This is a genomic window from Halorarum sp. SLYT50 (assembly GCF_059821265.1).
Map to the genome: position 1 here is coordinate 2,518,474 of NZ_CM187555.1, position 15,048 is coordinate 2,533,521.

Consider the following 15,048-nt stretch of genomic DNA (forward strand, 5'->3'; position numbering starts at 1 on the left):
GAGTGCCCGAGCGATAGCGAGGGCCGAGACGGTTCTGCGAAGCGGATTCGAAGTAGACGACGAGCGAGCGCAACGAGCGAAGTCGGCGTGGTTCAACTCCGCCCGAGCCCACTTCTGACGCTGCCCCGTCGGGGGAGCAGGCGCTCGCGCTCCGCGCTCACTCGTCCAGTCGCACGCTCATCCGCTCCGGCCGTTGCCGGACTCGGCGGACGGTGAGGTCGTCGTCGATGACGATTCGCGACGGCCCGGCGCTCGGCTCGTACGCCACTTCACAGCCGTCCCCCTCGTTCCGCACGCTCACCGACCAGCCCGCGATCTCCGCGTACCGGTCCCACGCGCTCGCGTCGGCGTCGGCGGCGGCGAGCGCGTTCTGGACCGGGCGCCGGTCGGTGCACGCGAACGCCGGCGGGGTGACGCGGTGGCGCTCGCAGGACTCACACGAGAAGTCGGCCAGCACCCTGTAGGCAGTGTGACACTTGTCGCAGGTCGTCGACTGCGTGTGACTGTGGCCCTCACACGCGCGCAACGTCGACCGAACCGGGCCGCCGCACTCCGGGCAGCGGTCCCGCGCCATCAACTGGACCCAGTGCTCGAAGCCGAGTGCCGCCGGTTCGAGCAGCGCCGCCGTCTCGCGAGCGGTCGCACCGGCGGGCGGGAACGAGACCCCCAGGAGCGTGCCGTCGGGGATGTACTCGAACTCCATCAGGCCGACGCAGTCGGCGCAGTGGGCGAACACGTGGTCGTCCGCGTACGAGACGCTGACCGTACCGCCGCACCGCGGACACGACTCGTCCGTCTCCACCGGGTCGAGCGACGGGGTTCTCGTCAACGCTCCGCTCCGGAGGACGCGAACCACCTCCTTGCCCGGTTCCCGGAGGGCGTACCCGCCCCGGAGTTTCTCGACGAAGTGGCCCGTCAGCTTCGAGAGGTGGTAGTTGAACTTCCCGCTGTCCGGTTCTCCCACCGCCTCGCGGAGCGTCGAGTACGCGACCGCACCCCGACCGGTCCCCCGACCCCGCGTCTCGTCGTAGAGGACCTGTATGATGGAGAGACGCGTCTCGTCGCCGAGGAGCGAGAACACCGATACCGGGTCTAGGTCCGGTGGTGTCTCGGCCATGGGATGAATGCACGGCGGACGGATATAAGGATAGGGACCGATACCACGGTGGCACGTCGCTTCCGCCGTCGCGGTTCGCCGCGGCTGCGGCTCCGGGACAGCAGACCTTTGCCCGCGGGAGGCGAACGCGACGACGATGGGTGATGAGAGCGGAGGAGTTCCCGAGGTGGGTTCGAGCCGCCTCGCCGCCGCCGCGGTCGGTATCGTCCTGCTGCTCGTTATCGTCGGCGGCGTCGCGTTCGCCGCCGGGGTCGGCCCGTTCGGCGGGCCCGACGGTGAAGTTCCCACCGCGACGCCGTCGCCGTCGAACGGCGGCGGTGGTGGGGGCGGGAACGGCGGTGGCGGAGGCGGTTCCGGTGGCGGGAACGGCGGTGGTGGGGGCGGTGCCGACCTCCCACCGTACACGTTCGCCGTCACGGAGATAACGAACTGCGGCCGGACCTGCCGCGACGTGACCGTCGAGTTGACCAACAACCGCAACCAGACCGCGCGGGACGTCGTGGTGACCACGAGCATCTTCGCGGGCAACACGACCGAGTCGGGCGCCCGCATCTGGCAGGGCGAAGAGGCGGTCGGTTCGATGGAGCCGAAGGGGACGACGACGGCCACGAAACGCGTCAGCCTCTCGTTCACGGGTGCACTCAGGGTCCAGCAGAACGACGGCTGGATAACGATTCGGACGACGGTCACCTCGGCGGACGTGACGCGCACGTTCACCGAACGGCGCGACGTCGTCTGACGGCACCGCGGTTTCGAAATCCTTTTTTCGTCCGCCGGGGTTCTTCGAGACGCGCCGCCTTAGCTCAGACTGGGAGAGCACTCGACTGAAGATCGAGCTGTCCCCCGTTCAAATCGGGGAGGCGGCATTCTCACGCGACCGAACGAGCAGTGAAAACGCTCCCGAGCCGGTTCGAGCGGACGGGTCGCAGCGACCGACCGGGGCGAGGGCGACCGTCTCGGCGAGTTCGAATCGGGTGGCGGCACTCGCACTCTCCGACCGTCTCCTCGCGAGCGACGCCAGCGCCGACTCGGTCCGACGCGGGCCGACTCGACTTCACGGGCGGCGCCCCGGAACGGGAGGGAGTCGCCGGTCCCGTTCGAGCGGTATCCCGGCGACCGTCGCGATGCGCGCGAGCGCGTCGTCCGCCTCGCTTCCGCCGAACGTCGGCGTCCGCCACGACTGGACGTGGACGAGGAGCCGACGCAGGAGTTCGCGCCGCGACTGGTCGCCCCGCACCGTCGCCGCAATCTGCGCGACCGCGCGCTCGCGGACGGCCTCGTCGGCGAGCGGGAAGTACGCCGAGAAGAGTGCGAGGTCCTCCTTGACGTGGTCGGGGAAGTCGGTCGTGGTCGGGGCCGTCCTGTCCGCCCACGCGGGGAAGAAGCGGACGAACGTCGTCGAGGTGGCGATGGCCTCCCGGGTCGGGTTCCCGCCGATGGGTCTCCCCTGCCACGTCGCCCGCTGGGTCGGCCTGTCGGTGAACTCCCCGCGCAGTATCTGGCGGACGTGGACGTACTCGTGGTGGAGTGCGCGCCGCGTGAAGTCGGGTCCAGCCGTCGGGTGCAGCGCGGCCGGACCCAGGACGACGAACACACGGGTGCGCCCGCCGTCGGTCTCGGTCTCCGTGGCCGCCCGGCTGACTCCTCCCTGCCCGGGGCGGACGCCGCTTCCGGCCGCGTAGTGGACGCCCAGGTGCTCCGCTTCGGACTTCGCGCGGATGGCCGTCACGGGGAAGACGAGCGCCGGGTCCGAGAACCGGTTGTAGTCGGGAGCCAGCGCCTCGTTGACGAGTTGGAGGTACGCGCGGTCGCGCTCCTCCGACGTCGGTCTCGACATCGCCGCCGTGACCCGGAACTCCCAGCCTGCCCGCGGCGGGGCGCGCGGCGTCCGGGCCGGCAGCGCCGGTCGATAGTCCCGAATCCGCTCCCACCCCGGTCCCCGGGTCTCCAGTTCGGGGGCGGGAACGGTGCCCTCGGCAGGCGCGCGCGCGACGACCGGTTCCGCCTGAACGACGTGCGCCAGTTCGTGCGCCAGGAGCCGTCGGCCGTCCGGCTCGTCGGGAGCGTACTCGCCGTCGCCGAAGAAGACGTCGGACCCGACGGTGAACGCGCGGGCGCCGAAGAGTCGCGCGAGGTGCGCCGCGGACCCGTCCGTGTGGACCCGAACGTCGCCGAAGTCGCGGCCGAACCGCGACTCGAACGCCGCCCGAACCGGCGGCGAGAGCGACCGATCCGACTGCCCGTCGGTGCCGGTGTCTCGCCGTCCCGACGGTTCGCTCCCGTTTCGACCGAGTTCCGCCCGGTCGTCCCGGCCGTGGTCCCGTCGGCTCCCTCCGAACTGGTGGGCGATTCGGACCGCTTCTCGCTCGCTGGCCTCGTGGGGGTGGCCGAGTCGCAGGCGACCGGACTCGAGGAGGCGACCGGTTCGTCGGTTGCCGACGCGGCGCTGTAGCTGCCGGAGTGGGTGCTCGTTCGACGAGTCGGTGGGTTTCGTCGTCCGGGGCCGCGACTTCGACGTCCGCCTCGCCTGGTCCCACCGGAGGGGGAGGAAGCGCCCGCTCATCAGCTATCCCTCCTGCCTCGACGGCGAGGCGATAGCTCCCCCGGTCGACGGTGGTCGCGGCTCGTCCGGCGTCACTCTCCCGGCGCCCCCGCGTGTGAACTCCATGTGTCGTGTACGCCGGAAACGACGATAACCGTATCCGACTCGATTGCGAACCGGGGCGGACGGCGTCCTCGCGCCCTCACGGGAACACGAGGTTGGGTCTGGCTGGTACGGGACGGCATCCCGACCGGACGATGAAAACGCTCGTCGGTGACGGCCTGCAGATGCAGGGGGCAGATGGAGACACCTCGAGTCCGTAGCGGGGGCGCCGTGGCACTGTTCCAGAGCGGCGATTCCGACGCCACAGACGAGGCGATGGAGAGCGCAGAAAACATCCCGACGTCGCTCGGCGACCCGGTCGCGGTCCTGGCCGCGGGGTCGGTGCTGTTCTCGTGGTACCAGTTCTACGTGAAGGGAGACAGGGAGTACGGCATCTTCACGGGCCTGTGGGCGCCGACGCTGCTGACGGCGGCGGACTACCTCCAACAGAAGGACCTCGTTCGGAAGGTCCGGAAGGGCTTCTCCTCGCTGTAACCGGGTCACGACCGAACGACGAGGCCCGAGCGACGATCACGGGCCGGGGGACGCTCGGTCCGTCCGCGATGCGGGCGGCCGCTCCGTGGCAACGCTTCACGCGTCGCGTCCGGTCTCGGAAGCGTTATACGGCGGCGTCCGCTCTGACCGGTATGGCAACTGGGAAAGTTGACTTCTTCAACGACACCGGCGGTTACGGCTTTATCAGCACTGAAGACGCGGACGACGACGTCTTCTTCCACATGGAGGACATCGGCGGTCCGGACCTCGAAGAGGGACAGGAAGTCGAGTTCGACATCGAGCAGGCCCCGAAGGGCCCGCGCGCGACGAACCTCGAGCGCCTGTAAGGCGGCCGCGCGTCAGCGCGACGTCACTACACAGTTCTCCCGTTTTTCACGCCCCCGAGCGGTGGCTGCGCGATTCGGACCGCGCCGATCGACCGCCGGGCGCTCCCGAGCCACCGGGCCACGCCCGTCGGGTCGGGGGCGGGGTCCTTATCCCCGACGGCACCGAACCGACGGGCGTGAGTCCGGTCACCCTCCACGACCCGAGTCACCGCGAGACGCTGTGGGAACTGGAAGCGGCGTTCGACCGCGGCGACATGGTGACCGTCTTCGGGACGTGCACCGTCGAGTACGACGGCCGGGCGGCCTCCTCGCTCGACGAGGGCGCGCGCCTGCTCGTGTTGAAACCCGACGGGTCCGCGCTCGTGCACACGGACGAGGGGCGGACGCCGGTGAACTGGCAGCCGCCGGGGTCTGAGCACCGGGCCGCCGTCCGCGACGGCCGCCTCCGGGTGCGGAGCGTCCGGACGTCGCCAGCCGAGACGCTCGACGTGCGTTTCTCCTCGGTGTCGCACCTCGCCGCCTACCCCGTGACCGGTGGGCGGGGCGTCGAGGTGGTGGGCAGCGAGGCGGACCTGAAAGCGCGCGTCCTCGACCGGCCGTCGCTCGTCGAACCCGGCTTCGAGCCGACGGCGACCGAACGGGAGACGGCCGCCGGCCCCGTCGACGTGTTCGGCACGGACGCGGAGGGGCGGCCGCTCGTGGTCGAACTGAAGCGCCGTCGGGTCGGCCCGGACGCCGTCGGCCAACTCGCCCGGTACGTCGGTGCGGTCGAGCGGGAGGAGCCCGAGGGCGTCGCCGTCCGGGGAATCCTCGTGGCGCCGTCCGTCACCGACCGGGCGCGCGACCTGCTCGACGAGGAGGGTCTCGGACACGTCGCGGTCGACCCCCCAGACGACGGCGCTTCGGACGCCAGCACGCTCCCGGGCGACTCGCCGGACGAATCGGGGTGACGCAGCCGACGCGTAAAGCGCAGGCTTTATTCGCGCCACTACCCTTCTCCCGCTAAGTAACCATGGCCGACAAACCCGCCTCTATGTACCGGGACATCGACAAACCGTCGTACACCCGCCGCGAGTACATCACGGGTATCCCGGGGTCGAAGATCGCACAGCACAACATGGGCGACCTCAAGGCGGACCCCGACGACTACCCCGTCCAGATCTCGCTGCGGACCGAGGAGGCGCTCCAGATCCGGCACGGTTCGCTGGAGTCGGCGCGCCTCTCGGCGAACCGCCACCTCCTGAAGGAGATCGGTGAGGACGGCTACAAGATGGTGCTCCGGAAGTTCCCCCACCAGGTGCTCCGCGAGAACAAGCAGGCGACCGGCGCGGGCGCGGACCGCGTCTCCGACGGGATGCGCCAGGCGTTCGGCAAGCCCGTCGGCACCGCCGCCCGCGTGGGCGCCGGCGACAACATCTTCACGGCGTACGTGAACGTCGAGGACGCCGAGACGGTGAAGGAGGCGTTCCGCCGCGCGTACAACAAGATGTCGCCGCCGTGCCGCATCGTCGTGGAACGCGGCGAGGACCTCCTCGTCCAGTAACGCCGCCGAACGCGTTCTTCTCCCCCGCTTCTCGTCCCGCCAGCGGCGCGCCGGCAGGCATTTCACCCGCCGCCGACCAACGGGTAGCATGACCGGTGTACGAGTGGCGGGCGTCGGGTTGACGCCGTTCGGCGCACACGAGGGTCGCACCGGCCGCGACCTGTTCGCCGAGGCGGCGCTCGCCGCCCTCGACGACGCTGGGGTCCCCGCGGACGACGTGGAACACCTCAACTACGGCAACTTCATGGGCGCACTCGCGGAGCGGCAGGGCCACCAGGCCCCCCTCGTCGCCGAGGCGGCGGGCCTGCGCTGTCCGGCCACCCGATACGAGGAGGCGTGCGCTTCGGCGGGCGTCGCCGCGCGGGAGGCGGTCCGGACCGTCCGCTCGGGGCAGGCGGACGTGCTACTCGCGGGCGGGATGGAGCGGATGACGAACCTCTCGACGCCCGCGGTCACGGAGTCGCTCGCGGTCGCCGCCGACGAACTGTTCGAGGTGCGCGCCGGCGTCACGTTCCCCGGCGCGTACGCGCTGATGGCGCGGGCGTACTTCGAGGCGTACGGCGGGACGAAGGAGGACCTCGCGCACGTCGCCGTGAAGAACCACGCGAACGCCGTCCCGAACGAGTACGCCCAGTACCAGCGCGAGATAACCGTCGGGCAGGCGCTCGACTCGCCGACGGTCGCCTCGCCGCTCTCGCTGTACGACGCCTGCCCCATCACCGACGGGGCGAGCGCGCTCGTGCTCGTCTCGGAGTCGTACGCCGACGAGAACGGTCTCGACGCGCCCGTCGCGGTCACCGGGACGGGACAGGGCGGCGACCGCGCGGCCCTCCAGGACCGCGCGGAGTTGGCCCGGACGCCCGCCGCGGACGACGCCGCCGCGGCGGCGTACGCTGACGCGGGCGTCGGCCCCGCGGACGTGGACGTCGCCGAGGTGCACGACTGTTTCACCGTCGCGGAGGTGCTGGCGCTCGAGTCGCTCGGGTTCTACGACCCCGGCGAGGCGGTCGGTGCGGCGCGGCGCGGCGAGACGACGCGGGACGGAGACCTGCCGGTGAACCTCTCGGGCGGGCTGAAGGCGAAGGGGCACCCGGTCGGCGCGACCGGCGGCTCGCAACTCGCCGAGTTGACGCGGCTGTTGCGCGGCGACCACCCCAACAGCGACGCCGTCCCGGACGCCACGGTCGGGGTGACGCACAACGCGGGCGGGACGGTCGCCAGCGCCGTCGTCCACGTGCTGGAGGTGGCCGAGTGAGCGACGACCGCTCGACCGACGACCGGCCCGACCCGCCGGCCGATACGGGGTACGACGAGTGGGTCGACGCGCTCGGGGACGGCGGGTTCTACGTCGAGTGTGCGAACGGGCACGGCTCGCTCCCGCCGCGCCGGGTCTGCCCCGAGTGCGGGTCGCGCGACCTCTCGGCGGAACCGCTCCCGGAGACGGGGGAACTCGTCACGTTCTCCGAGGTACACGTTGCCGCGCCCGACTTCGACGCCGAGACGCCGTACGTGACCGCGATAGCGGCGTTCGACCCGGTCAGGCTCACCGGCGTCGTCCGCGGCGTCGACTCCGAGGCGGTCGAGGTGGGGACGCCGGTCGAAGTCGGCGTGGTGGAGAACGGGACGACCGGGAAGCCGCTCGTGGTCTTCGCCCCCGCGTAATCGGCGACCCGGCGACTCGGGCGCTCGGCGGCAGGCGCTCGACGGGTTACGACCCCTGCGGCTCCCTTTCGGCTCTTTCGACCCGTTACGTTACGACTCCTGTTCGACCGTCACCGAGGAGTCGTCGGACCCCTCTCCCTTCAAGAGAGCCGCGAACTGGGAGCCGAACTCCACGTGCGGCAGGAGCATCGCGTCGTCGAAGACGACGAGTCTCGCGTCGACCGCCTCCGCGAGGTCGCGCCCCTCCGAGAGCGGCGGCAGGTCGGCCTCGCGGCCCCAGACGACGGTGACGGGCGCGTCGAGGCCCGACAGCGCGCTCGCGAGGTCGACGTCGCTGTTGAGGTAGCCCGAGACGAAGGAAGCCGGTGCAAATCGGGCGTTCTCCTGGTGGGTCGTCCGCCACTCGTAGTCGGGCCAGTCGTCGCCGGCCTTCTCGGGGTCCCAGTAGCCGTGGTCGGCGTTGAAGTAGCGGATGGCGGCGCGGGTCGTGAGCAGGCCGAAGACGGCGTCGCCCGCGACGGGCGCGCGGAGCAACTCGCGGAGCCACGGTTTCGGCGGGTCGGGGCCGCCGCTGGCCGTCGGACAGACGAGCGTGAGCGCAGAGAGGTCGACCTCGTCCGCGACGCCGGCGACGTACGCGCTCGTGAGCGAGGATGCGACGACGTGCGGGCGGTCGAACCCCGAGAGGAAGTCGCGGACGAAGTCCTCGTACAGCGCCGCCGAGTAGCGCAGCGGCGGCCGGTCGGAGCGGCCGAACCCCGGGAAGTCCGGCGCGACGACGTGGTACTCCTCCGCGAGGTCGGAGAACACCTCGCGCCACTCCCCGGACGACCCGGCGGCGTTCATGCCGTGGAGCAACACCAGCGTCTCCGCGTCTGCGTCGCCCGCCTCGGCGTACGCCACCTCCATCCCGCGCCAGCGGTACGCCTCCTGTCGCCCCCGGAGCGGGGCCTCGAGGTAGCCGGCCTTCCGGCGGAGCGCGCGCGTCGCCGCGACCGTTCCGACGGCGCCCGCCGCGGTGGCCGCGGCGGTCGCTTTGAGTGCTGTCTTCAGTCCCATACGCCGGGTTCGCCCCCGAGCGACTTAGTTCGGGTGGCGGCGGCTACCGGGACCGTCGGAGACGTACTTCTGTTCCGGGTCGTCCGTCCCACGGCGTGCCGCCGACCGACCCGTCGCGCCGGCCCGCGTCGTCCCCGCCGACCCGTTCACTCGCGTCGTTCGCGCACGCAGTCGGCTATCGGCCCGAGCAGGTCGTCCGCGACCGTGTACGGGTCCGTCTCGCGGGCGAGCACGCGGTCGGCGAGCGCGTCGACTCCGCCGCGCGCAGCGAGTTCCTCCTCTATCAGGGCCGCGGTGTCGTTCCGGAGGAGCTGGCGTATCTCGGCCGCGTAGCGGGTGCGCGCCTTCTCTTCGAGCCGCCCCGACTCTTCGAGCCACGTCCGGTGGGCGTCGAGTACGGACACCAGGTCCGCGACGCCTTCGCCGTCGGTCGCCACCGTCTCGACCACTTCGGGCTCCCAGGCTCCGGCGTCGACGCGCTCGCCCCCCTCGTCGCCTCCCGCCGTCCCGTCGGTCGACGCCGCGCCCGTCGGTCCGGTTCGACCCGACGCGTCGGGACCGTGGTGCCCGGTTCCGGGCGTCGCGGTCGGGTTCTCGCGCATGTGGAGCATCTCCTCGACGTCCGCGACGGTGCGGGCCGCGCCGTCCATGTCGGCCTTGTTCACCACGAACACGTCGCCGATCTCGAGGATGCCCGCCTTCAGCATCTGGACGTCGTCGCCCGACCCGGGCTGAACGAGCACCGCCACCGTGTCGGCGGTGCGGACGACCTCTATCTCGTTCTGCCCCGCACCGACCGTCTCGACGATGATTCGGTCTTTGCCGAACGCGTCGAGCGCCTTCACGGCGTCCGCCGTCGCCGTCGAGAGGCCGCCGAGCGTCCCGCGGGTCGACATCGACCGGAAGAACACGTCCATGTCGCCCACGTTCGACGCCATCCGGATGCGGTCGCCCAGCACCGCGCCGCCGGTGTACGGCGAGGAGGGGTCGACGGCGATGACGCCCACGGTCTCCCCGCGGTCGCGGTACGCCCTCGCCAGTTTGTCGACCAGCGTCGACTTGCCCGCGCCGGGCGACCCGGTCACGCCGACGATGGACGCGTGGCCCGTGTGGTCGTGGAGCCGCGAGACGATGTCGCGGTACCCCGGCGCGCGGTCCTCTATCTTCGAGATGACGCGCGCCAGCGCCCGGTGCTTGCCGTCGAGGAGGTCCGCGACGAGGGCGGACTCGACCGTCCCCCCGTCCGAGTCCGCCGCGGTCATCGTCGCTCGCGGACGTTCTCGCGGACGAACTCGACCGTCTCGCGCATCGGCGTTCCGGGTCCGAACACGGCCGCGACGCCCATCTCCAGCAGGTCCTCCCGGTCGTCGTCCGGGACGATGCCGCCGACGAGGACGAGCGTGTCGTCGAACGCGTCGTACTCCTTCAGCCCGTCGACGATCTTGGGGACCAGCGTGTTGTGCGCGCCCGACAGGATGGAGACGCCGAGCACGTCCACGTCCTCCTGGACCGCCGCCTGCACGATCTCCTCGGGCGCGCGGTGGAGCCCCGAGTAGATGACCTCGAACCCGGCGTCGCGGAACGCCCGCGAGATGACGTGCGCCCCCCGGTCGTGGCCGTCGAGACCCACCTTGGCGATGAGACAGCGGATCGTCCGCTCCTCACGCTCCTGTGTGCTCATGCCCCCGAATTCGGCCGGCGCGCGTTTGACTCTAACGGACGTTCGTGTCCGAGCGGGGTCGACGGGTTCGGGTTCGACACGCTCCTCCCGAACGCGCCCGAACGAGCGGGTCCCCGTGAGTCCGTGTTACCACCGACGTACGTCCGTCTGACGCGGCGCAACGTTTTTGAGACCATCCGCTAACCGATTTGTCATGGCACGACCACAGCCACGAATGGGTACAGAGGGGGACGTGCTCGGCGCACGTATCGTCGCGTACATCGTCGACCAGATACTGCTCGCCATCGTCTCCATCGCCCTGATGGTTCCCGTCGCACTGCTCGGGGCAGGGGTAGGAAGTCGCGGGGTGTTCGGCGTCGGGTTCGCCGTCGTCGGACTCCTCGTGTTCGTGCTCACGTTCGGCTACTTCATCTACTTCGAGGGAAACACCGGCCAGACGCTCGGCAAGCGACTGATGGACATCGTGGTGGTGAAGGAGGACGGGAGCCCCTGCGACTACACCGACGCGACCGTCCGGACCCTGCTGCGCATCGTCGACCAGCTCGGGTTCATCATCCCGTACCTCGTCGGACTCATCGTCATCTTCGTCACCGACCGGAACCAGCGAATCGGCGACTTGGTCGCGGACACGGTCGTCGTGCGGGCGGAGTAACCGCCGAGGGACCCGGAGTCCCCGGAGAACTTTTCTCGCGCGCGCCCGACCGTGAGCGCATGCGGAGTCCCTCCCTCGCGTCCGGCGCGGACCTGCGCGTGCTCGGCCGTCGCACCCTCGCGGCCGTCGTCGACCACGCGCTCGTCGTCCTCCTCGCCTCGGTCGCGCTCGTGCCGCTCGCGGTGTTCGCGCGCGTCGAGCCGTCGCTGCTCGCCGGCGTCGGAACCGCCGTCTGGTTCTGCTACTTCGCCGGCCTGGAGGCGCTCGCGGGTCGGACGGCGGGGAAGCGACTGCTCGGACTGGTCGTCGTCACCGAACGCGGCGGTCGGCCGGACGCGGCGACAGCGTGCGTCCGGACGCTCGCCCGCGTCGTCGACTGGCTCCCCGCGGGGTACCTGCTCGGTGCGGCCGTCGTCGCGGCCGGCGGGGACGGCCGCCGGGTGGGCGACCGCGTCGCGGGAACCCGGGTCGTCCGCGCCCCCGCGTCCGACGCGAGCGCCTCCGAGGGGGCCGGCGACCCGGTCGCGGACCCCGCCGACGAGGCGACGCCGTAGTCCGCGTCCCGTCCACGTACCCGCCGTCGGCGCGGTGCCGGGCGCCAACTCGGCGCTCACGACCGTCGGCACGCCCGTCCTCCGAGGCCGTCGCGACGAGAGCTACGGGAGGGTGACGTCGCTCACGTAGACGCCGAACCCGGCCGCCGCCAGCCCGGTGGTTCGGACCGGGACGAGCGTGACGCTCAGCGGCACGTCGGTCGCGTCGGCGGTGTCGCGACGGATACACTCGGTGACGGGGTCGGTCGTCCGGATGGACTCGCCGAACAGTCGTCGTTCGGCGGGCGTCGGGAACGCGGAGTCGACCGGGTCGCCGAGGGGGGTCGACGGGAACGTGCACTCGTACGCCGGGTTCGCCTCGCGCAACGCCGGCGGCTCGTCGGTCTTCGACTCGACGTACACCGTCGGCGCGGGCAGTCCGTCGAAGAACGCGTGCAGGCGGTCGCGTTCGGTCCGGAGGGTGGACTCGCGTTCGAGTCGCGCGAGCGCCTCGCGGGCGTGGGAGGCGACGATTTCGAGGAACTCGGCGTCGCCCTCGTCGAACGCTCCCGTCTCGGGGGCGGTTATCTGCAACACGCCGTGGTCGCCGACGGCGACGCTCACCAGCGACTGGACCCGGGCGTCCTCGCGGCGATGCGCGGGGTCGGTGTGGTAGTCGTCGGTGATGGCCGTCTCCCCGGTCCGGTACGTCCGGCCCGCGACGCCCTCGTCGACGGAGAGCACCTCCACGTCCATCTCCGGGAGCGTGTTGCCGTACGGGACGAGCCTCCCGTCCTCTACGAGCCCCAGCACGCACTGCTCGTACGCGAGCGCCTCCGTGACCGCGTCGACGACCCTGTCGACGACCTCCGCGCGCGTCTCGCAGGCCGTGATATCCTGTGTGTACGTGTTGAGCGCCGTGAGCTTCGCGTTCGCCTCGTCGAGTCGGTCCCGCTCCCGGTTGCGCTCGATTCTGTCGGCGACGCGCGCGAGCAGGGCGTCAGTCCCGTTCCCGCGCGGCACCACGCCGTCGACGGGGGAGTCGGGAATCTCGTCGCCGTAGACCACGAGCGGCACCTCCGACTCGACGTCGGTGAGCGCCGCGAGGCAGGCGTCCCCGTCGGCGAGACAGACCACGCAGTCGAGGAGCGGAGCGAACTCGCGGAGGTAGTCGAGCGCCGTGACGCCCCGCTTCACCACGGTTTCGGCCCCGAGTCGCGCGCGGACCTCGGCCGCCACCTGGGACGCCTCGTCGGATTCGTCGGTCGGGTCCGACTCACGTCCCCTGTTCTCGTTGGTATCGGATACGGCCGCGACGAGCACGCGAGCCTCCGGAAACCGGTCCGCCATCACTTCCCGGAACCTCCCTCTACGTCCGCATAGTTCATTCGGCCACCCGCATTATTGGCCCGATATCTCTGTGTGAGCAAATAACACGAAATAACCCGGCGGAGGCGGTGTCGAGCGGTTACACGTACTCCTCGAGGAACTCGACGACGGCCCGGTAGGCGGCGATGCGGTTCTCCAGTTTCGAGAAGCCGTGGCCCTCGTCGTCGAAGACGAGCTTCCGCGTCGGAACGTGTTCGTCGGCCTCCTCGACTATCTGCTCGGCCTCGCCGACGGGCACTCGAGGGTCGTTCGCCCCGTGGAGGACGAACAGCGGGGCGGCGATGGCGTCGATGTTGTTGATGGGGGAGATGGACTCGAGGAACTCGCGGTCCTCCTCCAGCGAGCCGTACTCGGCCTCGCGGAGTTCGCGCCGCCAGTCGCCGGTGTTCTCGAGGAACGTGACGAAGTTGGCGATGCCGACGATGTCGACGCCTGCCGCCCAGAGGTCCGGGTACTCCGTGAGCGCCGCGAGCACCATGAACCCGCCGTACGACCCGCCCATGGCGACGATGCGGTCGGGGTCGACGACCGGGTGGTCGTGGAGCCACTCCACGCCCGCCTCGATGTCGGCCACGGAGTCCATCCGGTTCTCCACGTCGTCGAGGTGGCTGTACGCCTTCCCGTAGCCGGAGGAGCCGCGGACGTTCGGCTCGAACACGGCGTAGCCGTGCGAGAGGAGGTACTGCTTGACGCCGTTGAACGAGGGACGGCGCTGGCCCTCCGGTCCGCCGTGGATGTCGACGACGACGGGCGTCCCGCCCTCGGGCGCGTCGTCGGGCGTCGAGAAGAACGCGGGGATGTCCCGCCCGTCGAACGTGGGGTAGTGGATGAGTTCCGGTTCGACGAACGTGTCGGCGGGGATGCCGGCCGTCGCGGCGTACGTCCAGCGCTCGCTCTCGCCCGTCTCCGCGTCGACGACGTAGACGTTCGTGTTGACCGTGCTCCCGGTCACCGTGACGGCGTAGCGCTCGCCGTCGTCGGTGAACGAGACGCCGCCCGCGACGCTCTCGGGGAGGTCCGGGTCCGGGAACTCCTCGACCCGGTCGGCGGCCGCGAGTTCGCCCGCGGTGAACTCCGTGTAGCCGTCGACGTTGCGCGAGTACACCAGACGCTCGCTCTCCTCGTCGAGGGCGACGCCGTCGACGTTCCACTCGCCGCCCCCCTCGACGACCCAGAACTCGCCCGAGGCGACGTCCAGCCGCTCCAGTTGGAGCGTGTCGGAGTCGTGGTCGGTACAGGCGTAGACCCCCTCGCCGTCCGGACTCCACTGCGGGCTGGAGAAGCGGGCGTTCCCCTCGTGGGGGGTGAGGTGGTCGAAGTCGCCCGACTCCACGTCGAGCGCGTACAGGTCGTGGTCGAAACTGGAGTGGGCCTCGTGGACGAGCAGGCGTCCGTCGTCCGGGCTCCATCCGGCGACGCTGAGCCAGCCGTCGCCCTCGTGGACCAGCCGGGCGTCCTCGCCCGTCGCCTCGCGGTGCTGGACGTACACGTCGAACACCGCCTCGTCGCGGCGGTTCGACGCGAACGCGAACCGCTCGCCGTCGTGGCTCCAGCCGCCCCAGCGGTGTTTCGCGTCGGGCATCGCGGTCCACTCGGTCACCCGGCCCGCGTCGGGATTCAGCCGGTAGAGCTGCGCCCGTTCGTTGCCGCCCTCGTCCATCCCGAACGCGAGTTCGCGCCGCTCGGGCGACCAGTCGACGAACGTGATTCGCTCCTCGTAGAAGGTGTGCTGTTCCGGCCACGCCCCCGGCTCCGCGAGGCTCCACACCTGCGGCGTCCCGGTGGTGTCCATCAGGAACGCGAGCGTCCCGTCCGGCGCGAAGTCCGCGGTGTGCGCGCTCCGGATGTTGAGGTACCGCTCGATGTCGTACCCGCGCTCCCCGTCCGCTCGCTCGTCGGTCATGTGTGAACACGCGTCCCGGTCCG

The 15,048-nt window shown here is 71.0% G+C and carries 16 protein-coding genes and 1 tRNA gene; 10 read left to right on the forward strand and 7 right to left on the reverse strand.

What is annotated here, in order from left to right; all coding sequences use genetic code 11:
- Positions 1–157: 157 nt before the first annotated feature.
- Positions 158–1,117 (reverse strand): DUF7351 domain-containing protein, encoded by a 960-nt coding sequence (locus AC6RUA_RS13155; RefSeq protein WP_499813458.1) that lies wholly within the window; start codon positions 1,115–1,117, stop codon positions 158–160.
- A 136-nt stretch (positions 1,118–1,253) separates the two neighbouring features.
- On the opposite strand from AC6RUA_RS13155, the gene AC6RUA_RS13160 reads away from it, so the two are divergent.
- Together AC6RUA_RS13160 and AC6RUA_RS13165 are read left to right on the forward strand one after the other, a co-directional pair.
- Positions 1,254–1,856: a hypothetical protein gene (locus AC6RUA_RS13160; RefSeq protein WP_499813459.1), complete on the forward strand. Its 603-nt coding sequence runs from the start codon at positions 1,254–1,256 to the stop codon at positions 1,854–1,856.
- Between the two features lie 53 nt (positions 1,857–1,909).
- Positions 1,910–1,983 (forward strand) — tRNA-Phe (locus AC6RUA_RS13165).
- A gap of 188 nt (positions 1,984–2,171) precedes the next feature.
- On the opposite strand, the gene AC6RUA_RS13170 is transcribed toward AC6RUA_RS13165, so the two are convergent.
- Positions 2,172–3,680: an eCIS core domain-containing protein gene (locus AC6RUA_RS13170; protein WP_499813460.1), complete on the reverse strand. Its 1,509-nt coding sequence runs from the start codon at positions 3,678–3,680 to the stop codon at positions 2,172–2,174.
- 312 nt (positions 3,681–3,992) lie between these two features.
- On the opposite strand from AC6RUA_RS13170, the gene AC6RUA_RS13175 reads away from it, so the two are divergent.
- The 6 genes from AC6RUA_RS13175 to AC6RUA_RS13200 all read left to right on the forward strand — a co-directional run bounded on the left by AC6RUA_RS13175 (position 3,993) and on the right by AC6RUA_RS13200 (position 7,808).
- Positions 3,993–4,256 (forward strand): hypothetical protein, encoded by a 264-nt coding sequence (locus AC6RUA_RS13175; RefSeq protein ID WP_499813461.1) that lies wholly within the window; start codon positions 3,993–3,995, stop codon positions 4,254–4,256.
- Positions 4,257–4,408: 152 nt separating this feature from the next.
- Complete coding sequence (locus tag AC6RUA_RS13180; protein ID WP_499813462.1) at positions 4,409–4,603, forward strand: cold-shock protein; 195 nt, start codon at positions 4,409–4,411, stop codon at positions 4,601–4,603.
- A gap of 176 nt (positions 4,604–4,779) precedes the next feature.
- Entirely contained in the window at positions 4,780–5,553 is a 774-nt protein-coding gene (gene nucS, locus AC6RUA_RS13185) for an endonuclease NucS (RefSeq protein ID WP_499813463.1), read from the forward strand.
- Between the two features lie 62 nt (positions 5,554–5,615).
- Positions 5,616–6,146: a 50S ribosomal protein L16 gene (locus AC6RUA_RS13190; RefSeq protein WP_499813464.1), complete on the forward strand. Its 531-nt coding sequence runs from the start codon at positions 5,616–5,618 to the stop codon at positions 6,144–6,146.
- A gap of 88 nt (positions 6,147–6,234) precedes the next feature.
- Positions 6,235–7,401 carry a thiolase domain-containing protein gene (locus AC6RUA_RS13195; RefSeq protein WP_499813465.1) on the forward strand — a complete coding sequence of 389 codons (1,167 nt, stop codon included), beginning with the start codon at positions 6,235–6,237 and terminating at the stop codon, positions 7,399–7,401.
- Positions 7,398–7,808, forward strand: coding sequence for a Zn-ribbon domain-containing OB-fold protein (locus AC6RUA_RS13200; protein WP_499813466.1), 411 nt, complete (start codon positions 7,398–7,400; stop codon positions 7,806–7,808). Before AC6RUA_RS13195 ends, AC6RUA_RS13200 begins: the two co-directional genes overlap by 4 nt.
- A 90-nt stretch (positions 7,809–7,898) precedes the next feature.
- Here AC6RUA_RS13200 and AC6RUA_RS13205 read toward each other — a convergent pair whose 3' ends face one another.
- From AC6RUA_RS13205 to AC6RUA_RS13215, 3 genes are all read right to left on the reverse strand, one after another.
- A complete protein-coding gene (locus AC6RUA_RS13205) occupies positions 7,899–8,867 on the reverse strand; it encodes an alpha/beta fold hydrolase (RefSeq protein ID WP_499813467.1) in 969 nt (322 codons plus the stop codon).
- A 146-nt stretch (positions 8,868–9,013) separates the two neighbouring features.
- Positions 9,014–10,129, reverse strand: a complete 1,116-nt coding sequence (gene meaB, locus AC6RUA_RS13210) for a methylmalonyl Co-A mutase-associated GTPase MeaB (protein WP_499813468.1) — start codon at positions 10,127–10,129, stop codon at positions 9,014–9,016.
- Positions 10,126–10,548, reverse strand: coding sequence for a cobalamin B12-binding domain-containing protein (locus AC6RUA_RS13215; RefSeq protein ID WP_499813469.1), 423 nt, complete (start codon positions 10,546–10,548; stop codon positions 10,126–10,128). The genes meaB and AC6RUA_RS13215 overlap by 4 nt, the downstream gene beginning before the upstream one ends.
- 193 nt (positions 10,549–10,741) lie before the next feature.
- On the opposite strand from AC6RUA_RS13215, the gene AC6RUA_RS13220 reads away from it, so the two are divergent.
- Together AC6RUA_RS13220 and AC6RUA_RS13225 are read left to right on the forward strand one after the other, a co-directional pair.
- Entirely contained in the window at positions 10,742–11,200 is a 459-nt protein-coding gene (locus tag AC6RUA_RS13220) for an RDD family protein (protein ID WP_499813470.1), read from the forward strand.
- Positions 11,201–11,259: 59 nt separating this feature from the next.
- Positions 11,260–11,754, forward strand: a complete 495-nt coding sequence (locus tag AC6RUA_RS13225) for an RDD family protein (protein ID WP_499813471.1) — start codon at positions 11,260–11,262, stop codon at positions 11,752–11,754.
- A gap of 102 nt (positions 11,755–11,856) precedes the next feature.
- Here the strand turns inward: AC6RUA_RS13225 and AC6RUA_RS13230 are convergent, their stop codons facing one another.
- Both AC6RUA_RS13230 and AC6RUA_RS13235 read right to left on the reverse strand, forming a co-directional pair.
- On the reverse strand, positions 11,857–13,083 hold the full coding sequence (locus AC6RUA_RS13230; RefSeq protein ID WP_499813472.1) for a GAF domain-containing protein: 1,227 nt from the start codon (positions 13,081–13,083) through the stop codon (positions 11,857–11,859).
- Positions 13,084–13,201: 118 nt separating this feature from the next.
- The gene (locus tag AC6RUA_RS13235) at positions 13,202–15,025 is read right to left on the reverse strand and encodes a S9 family peptidase (RefSeq protein ID WP_499813473.1); all 1,824 of its coding nucleotides are present in this window, start codon (positions 15,023–15,025) and stop codon (positions 13,202–13,204) included.
- Positions 15,026–15,048: the final 23 nt, after the last annotated feature.

Excerpts from the sequence above, each read along its gene's own strand:
- AC6RUA_RS13155 (WP_499813458.1), bottom strand. The coding sequence starts at position 1,117 with ATGGCCGAGACACCACCGGACCTAGACCCGGTATCGGTGTTCTCGCTC.
- AC6RUA_RS13160 (WP_499813459.1), top strand. The coding sequence starts at position 1,254 with ATGGGTGATGAGAGCGGAGGAGTTCCCGAGGTGGGTTCGAGCCGCCTC.
- AC6RUA_RS13170 (WP_499813460.1), bottom strand. The coding sequence starts at position 3,680 with ATGAGCGGGCGCTTCCTCCCCCTCCGGTGGGACCAGGCGAGGCGGACG.
- AC6RUA_RS13180 (WP_499813462.1), top strand. The coding sequence starts at position 4,409 with ATGGCAACTGGGAAAGTTGACTTCTTCAACGACACCGGCGGTTACGGC.
- AC6RUA_RS13190 (WP_499813464.1), top strand. The coding sequence starts at position 5,616 with ATGGCCGACAAACCCGCCTCTATGTACCGGGACATCGACAAACCGTCG.
- AC6RUA_RS13195 (WP_499813465.1), top strand. The coding sequence starts at position 6,235 with ATGACCGGTGTACGAGTGGCGGGCGTCGGGTTGACGCCGTTCGGCGCA.
- AC6RUA_RS13205 (WP_499813467.1), bottom strand. The coding sequence starts at position 8,867 with ATGGGACTGAAGACAGCACTCAAAGCGACCGCCGCGGCCACCGCGGCG.
- meaB (WP_499813468.1), bottom strand. The coding sequence starts at position 10,129 with ATGACCGCGGCGGACTCGGACGGGGGGACGGTCGAGTCCGCCCTCGTC.
- AC6RUA_RS13215 (WP_499813469.1), bottom strand. The coding sequence starts at position 10,548 with ATGAGCACACAGGAGCGTGAGGAGCGGACGATCCGCTGTCTCATCGCC.
- AC6RUA_RS13220 (WP_499813470.1), top strand. The coding sequence starts at position 10,742 with ATGGCACGACCACAGCCACGAATGGGTACAGAGGGGGACGTGCTCGGC.
- AC6RUA_RS13225 (WP_499813471.1), top strand. The coding sequence starts at position 11,260 with ATGCGGAGTCCCTCCCTCGCGTCCGGCGCGGACCTGCGCGTGCTCGGC.
- AC6RUA_RS13230 (WP_499813472.1), bottom strand. The coding sequence starts at position 13,083 with ATGGCGGACCGGTTTCCGGAGGCTCGCGTGCTCGTCGCGGCCGTATCC.
- AC6RUA_RS13235 (WP_499813473.1), bottom strand. The coding sequence starts at position 15,025 with ATGACCGACGAGCGAGCGGACGGGGAGCGCGGGTACGACATCGAGCGG.